The sequence below is a fragment of the Rathayibacter sp. AY1C4 genome (genome assembly GCF_002932195.1).
Lineage (GTDB): Bacteria > Actinomycetota > Actinomycetes > Actinomycetales > Microbacteriaceae > Rathayibacter.
Genome location: NZ_PSWE01000002.1, coordinates 54,563 through 68,559, shown reverse-complemented (window position 1 = coordinate 68,559; position 13,997 = coordinate 54,563). Strand labels below are relative to the sequence as shown.

Here is a 13,997-nt window from a genome sequence, read left to right as displayed (position 1 = left end):
CCTCAGCGGAAGTTGACGAACTGGAGGTCGAGCTCGAGGTCGGCCCCGCGCAGGAGCGCCATGGTCGCCTGGAGGTCGTCGCGGCTCTTCGAGGAGACGCGGAGCTCGTCGCCCTGGATCTGCGACTTGACCGACTTCGGCGCCTCGTCGCGGATGAGCTTGTTGATCTTCTTCGCGTGCTCCTGGTCGATGCCCTCCTTGAGGGTGGCCTCGATCCGGTACTCCTTGCCGGACGCGAAGGGCTCGCCCGCGTCGAGGCTCTTGAGGCTGATGCCGCGCTTGATCAGCTTCGACTGGAAGACGTCGAGGATGGCGTTCGCCCGCTCCTCGGTGTTGGCCTTGATCAGGATCTTCTCGCCGCTCCAGGCGATCGAGGCGCCGACGTTCTTGAAGTCGTAGCGCTGCTCGACCTCCTTGTGGGCCTGGTTCAGGGCGTTGTCCGCCTCCATCTTGTCGATCTTGCTGACGACGTCGAACGTTGAATCTGCCATGGCTCCGAGTTTAGCTTTCAGGCGTGGCGGAGCCCGGCCCCAGGCGCGGCTGGTACCTCTGAGGGGTGCGCCGCCTCCCCGTTCTCGTCCTCGTCCCGCTCGCCGGCCTCCTCCTGGCCGGCTGCGGCCAGCGGCCGCCCGCGCTGACGGTCGAGGAGGGCCTGTCCACAGTCCCTCCCGCGGCGACCGCTCCCGTCGCGGCCGACCCCGTCGTGCTGGAGGATCCCGAGCAGGCCGCGGCGACGCCGGTGCGACTGCTCGCCGACGAGGCGTGGCTGGGCACGGCGTCCGAGGGGAGCGGCATCCCGCTGCGTGCGCTCACCGCCTACGCGGGCACGGCCCTCCTCACGGCGTCGGTCGACCCCGACTGCCGGTTGGACTGGGCGACCCTGGCCGGCATCGGCTACGTCGAGAGCAGGCACGGCACGATCGACGGCGGCGAGCTGGGCGAGGACGGGCGGCCGACGGAGCCGATCTACGGTCCGCGCCTGGACGGAACGCGCTTCGACCGGGTCCCCGACAACGACGGCGGGGCTCTGGACGGCGACGCCGAGGTCGACCGGGCGATGGGTCCGCTGCAGATCATCCCGGCGACGTGGATGGCGTGGGCGTCGAGCGGATGGGATCCGCAGAACGTGGACCAGCAGGCGGTGACCGCCGCCCGGTACCTCTGCGACGCCGGCGGCGACCTCTCGACGGAGTCGGGATGGCGGGCGGCGATCGCGGCCTACAACCCGGCCGGGAGCTACGCGGGGAAGGTCGCGGAGGCGGCGTCCCGCTACGCGGCGGAGGCGGACTGAGGCCTCGCGGCACCGATTTCCGATCCGCCGGTCGCGTGGGTATCCTTGCTGAGCGCCTCCGGTTGTGAACACGTGGTCGGGTGCGCCACGGCGAGTTACCCTAGCGGCCAAAGGGATCTGACTGTAAATCAGACGGCGTAGCCTTCGGGGGTTCGAATCCCTCACTCGCCACCGAGCAGGAACACCCAGCAGACGCCCCGGCATCACGAGATGCGCGGGGCGTTCCGCATGTCGGGGGATCGCCCTTCCGGCGGAGCGCCTTTCCGGGGGAGCGCCTTTCCGGCCCGCCCCGTCGCCTCAGCCCCGCGCCTCCTGCTCCAGGAACGCTGCGAGGGAGAGCGGCGGCCGTCCGGTCAGCCGCTCGACGTCGGACGAGACGTGCTCCAGCTGTCCGGCGGCGATCGCGGAGTAGGTGCTGACCCAGGCGTCCAGCTGCCAGCCCGGTGCGTTCCAGCGGCGGCGTGACGCGTACGCCTCCTCGAGGGTCTCGTCGACGTACACGGCGGGGCGGCCCGCCGCCGTCAGGGTCGCCGCGACCTCGTCGAGGGTGAGGGCCTCGGGCCCGGTCAGCTCGTAGGCGGCTCCGCGGTGCTCGGAGGGGGAGCGGAGGACAGCCGCGGCCGAGCGGGCCACATCCTCGCGCGCGACGACGGCGGCCCGGCCCGTTCCCGCGGGTCCGCGGATCGCGCCGTCCTCGCCGAGCATCGCGGGCAGGAAGTCGAGGTAGAGGTTGTCGCGGAGTAACGTCCAGCCCATGCCCGAGCGGCGGATCGCGTCCTCGGTGGCCGCGTGGTCTCGGGCGAGGGTGAAGACCGCGTCGGGTGCGGCTCCGGCGAAGGAGGTGTAGACGACGTGCTCGACACCCGCGGCGGCGGCTGCACCGACGAACGCGAGGTGCTCGGCGCGGCGCTCCTCGTTCTCGGAGGCGGAGACCATCAGGAGGAGGCGCACGCCCTCGAGCGAGTCGCCCGCGTCGGCGAAGGAGGAGCGCACCACCTCGGCCCCGGTGAGCTCGGGCGCGCGGGACGGGTCGCGGACCAGCAGGCGGAGGGCGTGACCGGCGTCGGCGAGCTCGCGCGCGACGCGACCGCCCACGGCTCCGGTGGCTCCGGTGAGGGCGATAGGGGTGCTCATCCCCCCATGATGGGCCCGATCCCTAGGCTGGGACCATGAGCGACAACGCCCCCCTCCTCGCCATCGCCCGCTCGATCGCCGTCGAGGCGGCGCACCTCGCCCGCCAGCGGCGGGAGGACGGTGTCGAGATCGCCGCGTCGAAGTCGTCTCCGGAGGACGTGGTGACGGCCGCGGACCGGGAGGTCGAGGAGCTGATCCGCCGGCGCCTGGCCGAGGCGCGTCCGGACGACGGCTTCCTCGGCGAGGAGTCGGGGTCGGGGGGCGGCACGAGCGGGCTGACCTGGGTCGTCGATCCGATCGACGGGACCGTCAACTACCTCTACGGCATCCCCTCCTACGCGGTCAGCATCGCTGTGGTGGAGGGGGAGCCGGATCCCGCGACCTGGACCGCGCTCGCCGGCGCGGTCGTGAACGGAGCGACGGGCGAGGTGACCACGGCCAGCCGAGGCGGGGGAGCCGAGCGGGACGGAGTCGCGCTGCAGGTCTCGGCTCCCTCCTCCCTCTCGCTCGCGCTGGTGGGCACCGGCTTCGGCTACGACGCGGGCCGCCGGATGCGCCAGGGCGCCGTGGTGCAGGAGCTCCTGGGCTCGGTCCGCGACATCCGCCGCATCGGCTCGGCGGCGCTCGACCTGTGCTCGGTGGCCACCGGGCAGCTGAACGCGTACTACGAGCGGGGCCTGAACCCGTGGGACCTCGCTGCGGGCGCCCTCATCGCCGAGGAGGCGGGTGCGCGGGTCGCGGGACTCGACGGCGCACCCTTCGGCTCCGGGCTGCTCATCGCGGCACCGGATCCTCTCTTCGCCGAGCTGGAGGATCTGCTGCGCCGCTTGCGCGCGGACGAGGTGTAACCGCTCTCCCAGGCCGAGCCGACAAGGATTCCGTGCGCCGAGAGGCGGATCGGCGCAGGATCCCGCCGGGGCTCGCCGCGCGTCGTGCCCCGATCGCGCCTGTGTGCGGCGGCCTCTGGCCGGATCCCGCCGGCCGTGGTTATCCTTTATGAATTCGTGATGTTCGCACAGGCTGCGCTCACGGAGCCGAGCGGTGCCTCTCCCTGGAGGCCCGCTCGTCCCCTGCCCCCGACGGAAGACATCGATTTCGTGAGCCCCGATTCGCCCGCCCCCGCTGCCCCTGCATCGACCCCCGGCGAATCGACTCCACCCCTCTCCCGTCGCGAGCTCCGCGAGCGCGAGCGCGCTCTGGCCCTCGCCTCCGACGTCTCGCTGGCGAGCGGCTCCGACGACCTCCTCGCGGCTCCGACGGCGGAGCAGCTGCGCGAAGCGGAGCGCCGCGTCGCCTCGATCCGCAGCACCCCGGCCCCCGTCCCCGCACCGCGCGCGACGCCGCTCCGGCCCGTGCGCCGGGCCCGGGTCGGCGGACTCGTCGCCCTCTCCTTCGTCGCGGCCATCGTGGCGGCGACCTCTCTGCCGGCCACATCGCTCCTGACCGCGGAGGACGTGCAGGCGCAGAGCCTCTCGACCCCCTTCGGCGCCGACGCCCGCCGCGGCGCGCAGTCGTTCGTCGCCGGCGAGGTCAGCGCCGAGACGGTCGCCCGCGACGGGTTCGGCGTGCAGGAGCGCAAGACGCAGACCAACGTCGCCGACATCGTCCGCACCTCCGACACCGGTTTCACGAACGACCCGAACGCGTCCATCCAGTGGCCCTTCGCCGTCGGCGTGCCGGTGGGCGACCGCTTCGGCTACCGCAACTGCGCGGGCTGCTCGGTGAACCACGGCGGCACCGACTTCAACCCGGGCGACGGCTCGCCCATCCAGGCGATCGCCGACGGCGTCGTGCGCACGGTCATCGACGGCGAGGGCTCGCTCGGCGTGCACGTGATCGTCGACCACGAGATCGACGGGCAGCTCGTCTCGAGCGTGTACGCGCACATGCAGCACGGCTCGGCGGCCGTGTCCGAGGGCGACCCGGTGAAGGTCGGTCAGCTCCTCGGCCTGGTGGGCACGACCGGCATGTCGACCGGCCCTCACCTGCACTTCGAGATCCGCCTCGACGGCGTGACGAAGGTCGACTCCTACCTCTGGCTCAAGGCCAACGCCGGGCGCTGAACCGGCGGCGGGACGCGGGCGCCGCCGGGCGGACCCCGCGGCCCGCTACTCCGCGCGCAGCCAGACCGTGGTGTCGGCGGGCAGCGCCGGCTCGTGCAGCTCCTCCGAGGACAGCACCACGGAGCCGACGGGCAGCTCGACCGGAGCCTCGCCGAGGTTCGCGATCACCGTGACGGCTCCGTTGCGGAACGCCACGACGTCCTCCGGGTAGCCCTCGAGCCATTCGACGGCGCCGGAGCCCAGGTCCTCGGCGCGGCGCACCGCGAGCAGGGACCGGTACAGCTCTAGCGTCGAGCCCGCGACACCGCGCTGGCGGTCGCGCGCGAGCGGCGCCCAGTCGCCGGGCTGCGGCAGCCAGGAGTCGCCGGTGCCGCTGAAGCCGTACGCGGGTGCGTCCGCCTCCCACGGGATCGGCACCCGGCAGCCGTCACGGCCGTAGCGCTCGCCGCCCGTGCGGAACCAGGTCGGGTCCTGACGCGCCGAGTCCGGCAGGTCGATCGCCTCGGGGAGCCCGAGCTCCTCGCCCTGGTAGACGTAGGCGGAGCCGGGGAGCGCGAGCATGAGGGCGGTCGCGGCACGAGCGCGGCGCAGCCCCAGGACGGGGTCGGGGAGTCCCGGCGTGCGCGGGCCGATGCCGTAGCCCTGCGGGTTGTCGGACGTCAGTGCCAGGCGGCTCGCGTGGCGCACGACGTCGTGGTTCGACAGCACCCAGGTCGACGGGGCGCCGACGGCGGCGAAGGCCTCGACGGAGGAGTCGATGATGTCGCGGAGGGCGGGTGCGCTCCACGGGGTCTCGAGGTAGGCGAAGTTGAAGGCCTGGTGCATCTCGTCGGGGCGGACCCAGCGGGCGAGCTTGGAGAGCGGCTGCACCCACGCCTCGGCGCAGAGCACGCGGTCGTCCGGGTACTCGGCGAGCAGGGAGTGCCAGTCGCGGTAGATCTCGTGGACGCCGTCCTGCGCCCAGTAGGGGGCGGTGGCGGGCTCCTCGCCGTCGGCGGGAGCGACTCCGCCCATCGACCCGCTGTCGGCGGGCGGCGTGTAGTCGGGCAGCCCCTCGGCCTTGATCATCCCGTGCGCGACGTCGACGCGGAAGCCGTCGACGCCGCGGTCGAGCCAGAAGCGGAGGACCTCCCGGAAGCGCTCGTGCACCCACTCGTTCGTCCAGTCGAAGTCGGGCTGCGAGGTGTCGAAGAGGTGCAGGTACCACTGGCCGGCCGAGCCGTCGGGCTCCATGACGCGGGTCCACGCGGGGCCGCCGAAGACAGACTCCCAGTTGTTCGGGGGCAGCTCGCCCGACTCGCCCCGGCCGTCGCGGAACAGGTAGCGCGCCCGCTCGGCGCTGCCCGCGGGAGCGGCGAGCGCCTCCTGGAACCAGCGGTGGGCGCTGGAGGAGTGGTTGGGGACGAGGTCGACGATGATCCGGATGCCCAGGGCGTGAGCGCGGGCGAGCATCGCGTCGAAGTCGGCGAGGGTGCCGAAGAGCGGATCGACGTCGCAGTAGTCGGCGACGTCGTAGCCCGCGTCCTTCTGCGGCGAGGTCATGAAGGGCGAGAGCCAGATCGCGTCGACGCCGAGCTCGGCGAGGCTCTCGAGGCGCGAGGCGATGCCGGGCAGGTCGCCGATGCCGTCGCCGTCCGCGTCCGCGAAGGAGCGCGGGTAGATCTGGTAGATGACGGCGGTGCGCCACCACTCGGCTCCCCGGCGGTGCTCGGCCTCGGAGTCGGGGCCGGGGGAGTTCTCGGGCGCGCCGGAGGTAGCGGAGTCCAGGGTCATGGGGTCGAGTTTATCGGGCGCCCCGGGGGCGCCGGGGGCACGCCCTCCGCCGTCCCGTACAGTCGACGGGTGATCGATGAGACACCGGACGAGGCCCGAGCCCGACGCCGACGGGCGCTGCTGTGGGTGGTGCCGCTGCTGGTGCTGCTGGTCGGCGGCCTGGTCGCCGTCACCCTCGCGATCGGCGGATTCGCGCTGCGCAGCATGACCGGCGCCTCCGCCGTGCAGCTCGTCCTCGTCGCCTAGGCGGTCGCGGCCGGGCCGTCCTCGTCCTCGGGCGGGGGCGCGGAGGAGGTGCGCGCCCGCTCCTCGGACGCGTGCGCGGTCTCGGGCCCGGTCGCGCGGGCCTGCTCGTCGGCGCGGGTGACCGCCTCCGCGAGCTCGTCGGCGACGAGGTACCCGGGAGAGACGGCCTCGGCCCGGTAGGCCGCCCGGCCGACCATGTGCGCCGAGACGGGCACGGTCAGCAGCTGGAAGCCGATCACCAGCACGATGGTCCCTGCGGCGGCGAAGCCGGGGTTCCGGATGGCGACCGCGAGCATCACGCAGATCAGTCCGAGCACCTGCGGCTTCGTGCCCGCGTGCATCCGGGAGAGCAGGTCGTCGAACCGCATCAAGCCGATCGCGGCCAGCAGCGAGAGCAGGGCGCCGACCAGCAGCAGCACAGCGGTGAGCACGTCGAAGAACAGGTCCATGTCAGTCCTCCTCGCGGTTGGCCATGAACTTGGCGACGCTGATCGATCCGAAGACGGCGAACAGCGCGAGCCCGAGCGCGACGGGCAGGGTCCGCGCGTGGTGGTTGACCGCCATCTCGGCGCCGATCCCGCAGATGATCGTCGCGACGAGCACGTCGGCCGCGACGACCCGGTCGAGCACGGACGGACCGCGGAGGATCCGCACGAGCGCGAGCAGGCAGGCGGCGCCGAAGACCGGCACCAGGATCCAGATCAGCCAGTCGATCACCGGACCACCCCCGATCCGGCCTCGATCGGCCGATTCACGCGCTGCACGTCCTCGCGGGAGCCGATGGCCCGGACGATGCGCGCTTCCGTCCGGAGGACCGTCCGGCGCACCTCGTCGATCCGCTCGCCCTCGTCGTGGGTCACGCCGAGCACGTGCAGGTAGAGGACGTTCAGCTGCGGGTCCACGTCGATCACCAGGGAGCCGGGGACGAGCGAGACGGCCTCCGTCGTCCAGACGAGCATCCCCTCGGAGCGGCTGCGCAGGTGCACGGCGACGATGGCGTTGTGCACCGGGACGGGCAGGGTCAGGATCTGCCAGGACACCCGCACCGAGGCCACCGCGATGTCGGCCAGCAGGCGCAGGAGGAAGAGGAGCACGAACCACGGGTTGATGCGGTTCGAGAACTCGACCGGCGGCAGGTAGAACACCCGGGTGATCAGCAGGGCGACCAGGAAGCCGGTGACGATCGACAGCACCGAGACGTCGTCCCAGAGCAGCACCCAGATCCCGACGAGGGTCACGAACATCGCGACGCGGTTCCAGATGTCGACGCGGCGGCGGGGGCTCATCGCGGCCCCTCCTCTCCGAAGGACGAGTCGCGGTAGACGGTCGCGATGTAGGTCGCGGGGTCGGCGACCGCGCTCGCCGCTCGCTCGCTCGCGTCGTAGAGGGGACCGGCGCCGACGGTCAGCACGACGCCGACGACGACCATCCCCGCGGTGGCGAGCACCATCATCGGCGGCGAGTGGCGGGTGCGGATGCTGCCCGTGTCGTCGGGGTCCTCCTGCAGCTGGTCGATCAGGGGCGACTCGTAGCCGGGCACCTCCTCCTGGCGGCGCCAGAAGACCATGTTCCAGACGCGCGCGACGGCGTAGAGGGTCAGGAGCGAGGTCACGGCCCCGGCGGCGATGACGGCCCAGATCAGCCACGACGGCTGGTCGACGGCCGACTCCGTGCCGGCGACGAAGAGCCCCACCTTGCCGAGGAAGCCGGTGAACGGCGGGATCCCGCCGAGGTTCATCGCGGGGATGAAGTAGAGCAGCGCCAGCAGCGGCGAGGCCTTGAGCAGCCCGCCGAGGCGCAGGATCGAGGTGGTGCCGCCGACGCGCTCGATCAGGCCGGTCGCGAGGAAGAGCGTCGTCTGCACCGTGATGTGGTGGATGACGTAGAAGATCGTGGCCGCGTAGCCGGCCGGGGTGCCCACGGCGATCCCGAAGACCATGTAGCCGATGTGCGAGACCAGCGTGAAGGACAGCATCCGCTTGATGTCGGCCTGCGCGACCGCACCGAGGATGCCGACGATCAGCGTCAGCAGCGCCACCACCAGCAGCACCTCGCTCAGCCTCCCGCCGGGGAAGAGCAGGGTCTCGGTGCGGATCAGCGCGTACACGCCGACCTTGGTGAGGAGTCCGGCGAAGACGGCGGTGACCGGCGCCGGAGCCGTGGGGTACGAGTCCGGGAGCCAGAACGACAGGGGGAAGACGGCCGCCTTGATCCCGAAGCCGAGCAGCAGCACCACGTGGAGCACCAGCTGCACGTCGGCGGGGAGCTCGGCGATGCGGATCGAGAGCTGCGCCATGTTGACCGTGCCGGTGGCGCCGTAGAGCAGGCCGATGGCCGAGAGGAAGAACACGCTCGAGACCAGGCTGACGACCACGTAGGTCGTGCCGGCGCGGATCCGCGGCGCGGTGCCGCCCAGGGTGATCAGCACGTAGCTCGCGGCCAGCAGGATCTCGAAGCCGACGTAGAGGTTGAAGAGGTCGCCCGCGACGAAGGCGTTGAGGATGCCCGCCGAGAGGATCAGGTAGGTCGGGTGGAAGATCGTGACCGGCGTCTCGCGGTTGCCGTCGACGAGGCCCTGGCCGACCGAGAACAGCAGGACGCCCAGCAGGGTGATCGAGGTGATCACGAGCATCAGCGCGGCGAGCGGATCGACGACCAGCACGATGCCCCACGGCGGCTCCCAGCCGCCCACGTAGACGGCGCTGCCGCCTCCGTCGCCGGTGAGTACCAGCACGAGCATCACCGAGGAGATCACCAGAACGCTCGAGAGCGTCACGATGTTCACGGTGATCTGCGCGCGCCGGTGGCGTCCGAGGATCAGCGCGACGGCCGCTCCCAGGAGGGGGAGGGTGACGACGAGCGGGATCAGGGCGTTCATCGGTCCTCCTTCCTGTCGTCGGTCATGTCGCTCTCCCCGTGCTTGGCGGCGGTGCCCTCGTCGCTGGACTCGAGCAGGACGTCGAGCGCCCGGTCGTCGGCGGTGGTCTGGGCCGAGATGCCCGCCGCGTCCTCGCGGACGGAGGCGTCGGTCTCGTCGTCCTCCACCTGGTCGGCGTTGGCGAGGCGCCAGCGCCGGTAGATCATCGCGAGGAGGAAGGCGGACACCCCGAAGGTGATCACGATCGCGGTGAGGATCAGCGCCTGCGGCAGCGGGTCGGCCATCTCGGCGGCGATCTGCTCGTAGGAGCGCCCGTCGTCGGTGACGAACGGCGCGATGCCCGAGCGGCCGGCCATCAGCAGGATGAGGATGTTGGTCGCGTTCCCGACGAGCAGGAACCCGATCAGGATGCGGGTGAGGCTGCGCTCGAGCATCTGGTAGACGCCCGCCGCGTACATCACCGCCATCACGACGACGAGGACGAGGGTGATGCTCATGCGCCGTCCCCCCTGCCCGGTCCGCCGACGACCGTGGAGCCGGTGGGGAGCGAGGTCTCGAGCCCGTCGACCGTGCCCTGGCCGGGGCCGGGGGTGCTGTCCGTCGAGTGCGTGACGCCGTCGCCCGAGGGGGAGCCCTGCTCGGCCTCCTCGCCGTGGCGGTCGACCTCGCCGCCGAGGCTGCGGAGGATGTCGAGGGCGAGGCCGATCACGATCAGGTACACCCCGATGTCGAAGAGGGTGGACGTGCCCAGGTGGAGCTCGCCCAGCACCGGCACCTCGAGGTCGAGCCAGCTCGACTCGAGGACCTCGAGGCCGAAGGCGAGGGAGGAGACGGCGGTGCCGACGGCGAAGAAGAGGCCGAGTCCGAGGACCTTGCCCGCGTCGATCGGCGCGGCCTCGCCGAGCTCGAAGCGGCCGCCGGCGAGGTAGCGCGCGACGAGGGCGAGACCGGCGAGCAGGCCGCCCGCGAAGCCTCCGCCCGGGGTGTTGTGTCCGGTGAAGAGCAGGTAGACCGACACGATCATCGCGGGGTGGAAGAGCAGGCGCACCAGCACCTCGAGCACGATCGAGCGGTTCTCCGGCCGGAGCGTGCGCCCGGCGACGAGCCAGGAGCCCCGGTCGCCGTCGCGCTCGGCGTCGGCGGAGGAGGTGGTCAGGTCCATCGCGCGCTCGCGGCGGTCGTCGGCGCTCTGCGACTCGAGGCGGGGAGCGCCTCCGGCCCGGCTGGAGAGGAAGATCAGGCTCGCGACGCCGGTGGCGACCACGACGAGGACCGAGATCTCGCCCATCGTGTCCCAGGCGCGGATGTCGACGAGCAGGACGTTGACGATGTTGCGGCCCTTGCCCTCCTCGTAGGCGAGGCGGGGCAGCTCGGCCGAGATCGGCGTCGCGGTCCGGGCGCCGAGGGCGATGGTGGCGGCGAGGGCCATGACCGCTCCGACCGCGATGCCGATGACGGCGCGCAGGCGCTTGCGCATCGGCTGGTGCTTCGCGGCGATGCGGGTCGGGAGGCGGCGCAGCACCAGGACGAAGACCACGAGGGTCACCGTCTCGATCAGCGCCTGGGTGAGGGCGAGGTCCGGTGCGCCCTGCAGGGCGAAGAGGGCCACCATCCCGTAGCCGGTGGCGCCGGCCAGCAGCACGGCGGCGACGCGGTTGCGGGCGATCGCGCACAGCACCGCCGCGAGGATCATCACGGCCGCGACCGCGAGCTGGCCCGGGCTGTCCCAGAAGACGAGATCGCCCGGCCAGGTGCGGTTGAGGGCGGCCGCACCGCCGACGCCGAGGACGAAGACCGCGAAGATCACCGTCAGGTAGCGGGGGAGCGAGCCGCGCTGGACGGACTCGGTGACCGTGCTGGCGACGCGGTCGAGCCAGCGGACGGTGGCCCAGTAGCCCTCGGCCGAGTCGATCCGGTTGGGCAGCATCGACTGCGCGCGCGCGACGGCGACGCGCTTGGCGAAGAGCAGTAGTCCGACGGCGATCACGAGGGCGCTGAGTGCCAGCGCGGGCTCGAAGCCGTGCCAGAGCGCGAGGTGGTAGCCGCCGTGGTCGGAGGCCTCCGCGGCGGCGGCGAGCTCCGGGTCGGCGTCCGGGGCGGCGTAGGGGAGGGTGTCCGCGTAGACGGCGACGAGCGGGTCGAGCACGGAGGCGGCGATCCCGCCGATCACGCTGGCGGCGGCCAGCAGCACCGGGGCGGCGGTGAAGGTCCACGGCTCGGCGTGCAGGTGCGTGTCCTCGAGCCCCTTCTTCCGGGCGAAGGCGCCCCAGAAGAAGCGCGCGGAGTAGGCCACGGTGAGGATCGAGCCGAGGACGAGGCCGACCAGCGCGACCCAGGCCCAGAACGAGCCCTGCTCGATCGCCGAGATCAGGCTCGTGAACACGGCCTCCTTGGCGACGAAGCCCAGCAGCGGCGGGATGCCCGCCATCGACAGCACGCCGACGAGGGCGGCGCTCGCGAGCACCGGCGCCTGCCGTCCCAGGCCGCTGAGCTTGCGGAGGTCGCGCGTGCCGGCGCGGTGGTCGACGATGCCGACGGTGAGGAAGAGCAGCGCCTTGAAGAGAGCGTGGGCGACGAGCAGGGTCAGTCCGGCCAGCGCGGCGTCGCGCGAGCCGAAGCCGACGGCGACGGTCAGGAAGCCGAGCTGGCTGACGGTGCCGTAGGCCAGCACGAGCTTGAGGTCGTACTGCCGGAGCGAGCGCCAGCCGCCGACGAGCATGGTCCAGACTCCGACGCTCACCACCACGGGCAGCCAGACGGAGTCGTCGGCGAAGCCCGGCGCGAGGCGCGCGACGAGGTAGATGCCCGCCTTCACCATCGCGGCGGCGTGCAGGTAGGCGCTGACCGGCGTGGGAGCGGCCATCGCGGCCGGCAGCCAGAAGTGGAACGGCACCAGGGCCGACTTCGAGAACGCGCCGAGCAGCACCAGCACCAGGGCCGTCGACACGATCGGGCCGGAGGGGGCGGCGGCGACGATCCCGGAGAGGCTGGTGGTACCGGCCTGCACGATCAGGACGATGATCCCGACCAGCATCGCCAGCCCGCCGAGAGTCGTGACCAGGAGCGCCTGGAGCCCGGCACCCCGGCTCTCCTTGCGCCCGCTGTAGTGGCCGATGAGGAGGTAGGAGAGGACGCTCGTCGCCTCCCAGAAGACGAAGAGGATGATCACGTCGTCGGCCGTGACCAGCCCGTACATCACTCCGGCGAACGCGGACAGGAGCGCTGCGAACCGGCCCAGCGAGGGCTCGTCGCGGCTGAAGTACGTCGCGCAGTAGGCGAGGACCAGGGCGCCGACTCCGCTGACCACGAGGGCGAGGACGATCGAGAGCGCGTCCAGGCGGAAGGAGAGGGCGATGTCGAGCGCGGGGATCCACGGCACGGACTCGCGGATCTCGCCGCCGTCGAGGATCGTCGGCAGGGCGGTCGCGGTGGCGACGAAGCTCGCGGCCGGGATCAGCGCGAGCGCGTAGAACGTCTTCGGCCCGAAACGGTCCACCAGCCAGGGGGTCACCACGGCGATCGCGAACGAGATCACGAGGATGAGGAGCATCACATGTTCCTCCCAAGGTGTACCCAGCGCATAAGTCGGTCAAGAATATCGGAGCGCCCTCCCGCGGAACCTGAGTGCGCGAAGGCTTGACGGCCCCGTCGTGATCCGCCAGGGCCCTACCGTGGGGAGCATGGCCCGCTCGCTCCTCCCCGACCAGCTCTGCCGACTCCGCGTCCACGACCTCGCGACGGGGGAGTCGACGACCGTCTTCGAGTCCGACTCCGTCCTCGTGGAGGCGCCGAACTGGACTCCGGACGGCTCCGCCCTGATCGTGAACGGCGACGGCGGCCTCTTCCGGCTGCCGCTCGAGGGGGCGGCCGTGCTCGAGCCGATCCCGCTCGACGGGGTGCCGGCCGAGCTCAACAACGACCACGTGCTCGCCCCGTCCGGCGGGCTCGCCTACGTCTCGGCGCGCGACGGGCACCTCTACGCGGTCGAGCTCGACGGCTCCGCCCCCGCCCGCCGCCTGACCGCCGAGCGCGAGGGCGCGCGCTTCAAGCACTACCTGCACGGCGTCTCGCCCGACGGCGCGACCCTCGCGCTGATCGGCGGCGGCGACGCCTCCGGGCGGTGGCGGACCGACGTCTACACGATGCCGGCCGGGGGAGGCCCGCTCACCGCCCTGACCGACGACGAGGCGGCCGACGACGGCGTCGACGTCTCGGCCGACGGCCGCACCCTCGTCTTCAACTCCGAGCGGGCCGGAGGAGGCGCGCAGCTGTTCCGCATCGGCCTCGACGGCTCCGCGCTCTCCCGCCTGGTCGAGTCGGACACGGTCGACTGGTTCCCGCACGAGTCGCCCGACGGCGCGCACCTGCTCTACCTCGCCTATCCGGAGGGGACGGCCGGGCACCCCGAGAACGTCGACGTCGAGCTGCGGCTGCTCGACCTCCCCGGGCGCTCGACGCTCGAGCCCGGCCGCGTGCTGGAGCGCCTCCACGGCGGGCAGGGGACGATCAACGTCTCCGGCTGGGCGCCGGACGCGACGCGCTTCGCCTACGCCGACTACCCGCGGCGCTGAGAGCCTGAGTCCTTGCCGCGCATGCGCGGGAGGGGGATCGA

Annotated in this window: 14 protein-coding genes and 1 tRNA gene; 6 read left to right on the top strand and 9 right to left on the bottom strand. The window is 72.3% G+C overall.

Going from position 1 to position 13,997, the window contains the following annotated elements:
* Positions 1-2 precede the first annotated feature (2 nt).
* Positions 3-491 carry a YajQ family cyclic di-GMP-binding protein gene (locus C5C99_RS01510; RefSeq protein ID WP_104223606.1) on the bottom strand — a complete coding sequence of 163 codons (489 nt, stop codon included), beginning with the start codon at positions 489-491 and terminating at the stop codon, positions 3-5.
* A gap of 65 nt (positions 492-556) precedes the next feature.
* Between C5C99_RS01510 and C5C99_RS01505 the strand changes: the two genes are divergently transcribed.
* Both C5C99_RS01505 and C5C99_RS01500 read left to right on the top strand, forming a co-directional pair.
* Positions 557-1,291: a hypothetical protein gene (locus tag C5C99_RS01505; protein ID WP_104247936.1), complete on the top strand. Its 735-nt coding sequence runs from the start codon at positions 557-559 to the stop codon at positions 1,289-1,291.
* A gap of 89 nt (positions 1,292-1,380) precedes the next feature.
* A tRNA-Tyr gene (locus C5C99_RS01500) sits at positions 1,381-1,462 on the top strand.
* A 126-nt stretch (positions 1,463-1,588) separates the two neighbouring features.
* Here C5C99_RS01500 and C5C99_RS01495 read toward each other — a convergent pair.
* Positions 1,589-2,425 carry an SDR family oxidoreductase gene (locus tag C5C99_RS01495; RefSeq protein ID WP_104272791.1) on the bottom strand — a complete coding sequence of 279 codons (837 nt, stop codon included), beginning with the start codon at positions 2,423-2,425 and terminating at the stop codon, positions 1,589-1,591.
* Between the two features lie 35 nt (positions 2,426-2,460).
* Here C5C99_RS01495 and C5C99_RS01490 point away from each other — a divergent pair, with 35 nt between their 5' ends.
* Positions 2,461-3,273 (top strand): inositol monophosphatase family protein, encoded by an 813-nt coding sequence (locus C5C99_RS01490; RefSeq protein ID WP_104233409.1) that lies wholly within the window; start codon positions 2,461-2,463, stop codon positions 3,271-3,273.
* Positions 3,274-3,522: 249 nt separating this feature from the next.
* The gene (locus C5C99_RS01485) at positions 3,523-4,488 is read left to right on the top strand and encodes a M23 family metallopeptidase (RefSeq protein ID WP_104339485.1); all 966 of its coding nucleotides are present in this window, start codon (positions 3,523-3,525) and stop codon (positions 4,486-4,488) included.
* Between the two features lie 45 nt (positions 4,489-4,533).
* Here the strand turns inward: C5C99_RS01485 and C5C99_RS01480 are convergent, their stop codons facing one another.
* Positions 4,534-6,261, bottom strand: coding sequence for a glycoside hydrolase family 13 protein (locus tag C5C99_RS01480; RefSeq protein WP_104339484.1), 1,728 nt, complete (start codon positions 6,259-6,261; stop codon positions 4,534-4,536).
* Positions 6,262-6,330: 69 nt separating this feature from the next.
* On the opposite strand from C5C99_RS01480, the gene C5C99_RS16975 reads away from it, so the two are divergent.
* Positions 6,331-6,507 carry a hypothetical protein gene (locus tag C5C99_RS16975; RefSeq protein WP_159939698.1) on the top strand — a complete coding sequence of 59 codons (177 nt, stop codon included), beginning with the start codon at positions 6,331-6,333 and terminating at the stop codon, positions 6,505-6,507.
* On the opposite strand, the gene mnhG is transcribed toward C5C99_RS16975, so the two are convergent.
* The 6 genes from mnhG to C5C99_RS01450 are packed head-to-tail and all read right to left on the bottom strand — an operon-like array spanning position 6,504 to position 12,935.
* Complete coding sequence (mnhG, locus tag C5C99_RS01475; RefSeq protein WP_244229587.1) at positions 6,504-6,956, bottom strand: monovalent cation/H(+) antiporter subunit G; 453 nt, start codon at positions 6,954-6,956, stop codon at positions 6,504-6,506. The two genes, C5C99_RS16975 and mnhG, sit on opposite strands and share 4 nt — an antisense overlap.
* 1 nt (position 6,957) lies before the next feature.
* On the bottom strand, positions 6,958-7,224 hold the full coding sequence (locus C5C99_RS01470; protein WP_308470711.1) for a monovalent cation/H+ antiporter complex subunit F: 267 nt from the start codon (positions 7,222-7,224) through the stop codon (positions 6,958-6,960).
* Positions 7,221-7,793, bottom strand: a complete 573-nt coding sequence (locus C5C99_RS01465) for a Na+/H+ antiporter subunit E (protein ID WP_104234245.1) — start codon at positions 7,791-7,793, stop codon at positions 7,221-7,223. Before C5C99_RS01465 ends, C5C99_RS01470 begins: the two co-directional genes overlap by 4 nt.
* The gene (locus C5C99_RS01460) at positions 7,790-9,385 is read right to left on the bottom strand and encodes a Na+/H+ antiporter subunit D (protein ID WP_104262962.1); all 1,596 of its coding nucleotides are present in this window, start codon (positions 9,383-9,385) and stop codon (positions 7,790-7,792) included. The genes C5C99_RS01465 and C5C99_RS01460 overlap by 4 nt, the downstream gene beginning before the upstream one ends.
* Positions 9,382-9,882 carry a Na(+)/H(+) antiporter subunit C gene (locus C5C99_RS01455; RefSeq protein ID WP_104339483.1) on the bottom strand — a complete coding sequence of 167 codons (501 nt, stop codon included), beginning with the start codon at positions 9,880-9,882 and terminating at the stop codon, positions 9,382-9,384. Before C5C99_RS01455 ends, C5C99_RS01460 begins: the two co-directional genes overlap by 4 nt.
* Positions 9,879-12,935, bottom strand: coding sequence for a Na+/H+ antiporter subunit A (locus C5C99_RS01450; protein WP_104335860.1), 3,057 nt, complete (start codon positions 12,933-12,935; stop codon positions 9,879-9,881). Before C5C99_RS01450 ends, C5C99_RS01455 begins: the two co-directional genes overlap by 4 nt.
* A 130-nt stretch (positions 12,936-13,065) precedes the next feature.
* Here C5C99_RS01450 and C5C99_RS01445 point away from each other — a divergent pair, with 130 nt between their 5' ends.
* Positions 13,066-13,956 carry a PD40 domain-containing protein gene (locus C5C99_RS01445; RefSeq protein WP_104339482.1) on the top strand — a complete coding sequence of 297 codons (891 nt, stop codon included), beginning with the start codon at positions 13,066-13,068 and terminating at the stop codon, positions 13,954-13,956.
* The last annotated feature ends 41 nt before the right edge of the window (positions 13,957-13,997 follow it).

Coding starts and splice junctions, on each gene's coding strand:
- C5C99_RS01510 (WP_104223606.1), bottom strand. CDS start 491: ATGGCAGATTCAACGTTCGACGTCGTCAGCAAGATCGACAAGATGGAG.
- C5C99_RS01495 (WP_104272791.1), bottom strand. CDS start 2,425: ATGAGCACCCCTATCGCCCTCACCGGAGCCACCGGAGCCGTGGGCGGT.
- C5C99_RS01490 (WP_104233409.1), top strand. CDS start 2,461: ATGAGCGACAACGCCCCCCTCCTCGCCATCGCCCGCTCGATCGCCGTC.
- C5C99_RS01480 (WP_104339484.1), bottom strand. CDS start 6,261: ATGACCCTGGACTCCGCTACCTCCGGCGCGCCCGAGAACTCCCCCGGC.
- mnhG (WP_244229587.1), bottom strand. CDS start 6,956: ATGGACCTGTTCTTCGACGTGCTCACCGCTGTGCTGCTGCTGGTCGGC.
- C5C99_RS01465 (WP_104234245.1), bottom strand. CDS start 7,793: ATGAGCCCCCGCCGCCGCGTCGACATCTGGAACCGCGTCGCGATGTTC.
- C5C99_RS01460 (WP_104262962.1), bottom strand. CDS start 9,385: ATGAACGCCCTGATCCCGCTCGTCGTCACCCTCCCCCTCCTGGGAGCG.
- C5C99_RS01455 (WP_104339483.1), bottom strand. CDS start 9,882: ATGAGCATCACCCTCGTCCTCGTCGTCGTGATGGCGGTGATGTACGCG.
- C5C99_RS01450 (WP_104335860.1), bottom strand. CDS start 12,935: ATGCTCCTCATCCTCGTGATCTCGTTCGCGATCGCCGTGGTGACCCCC.
- C5C99_RS01445 (WP_104339482.1), top strand. CDS start 13,066: ATGGCCCGCTCGCTCCTCCCCGACCAGCTCTGCCGACTCCGCGTCCAC.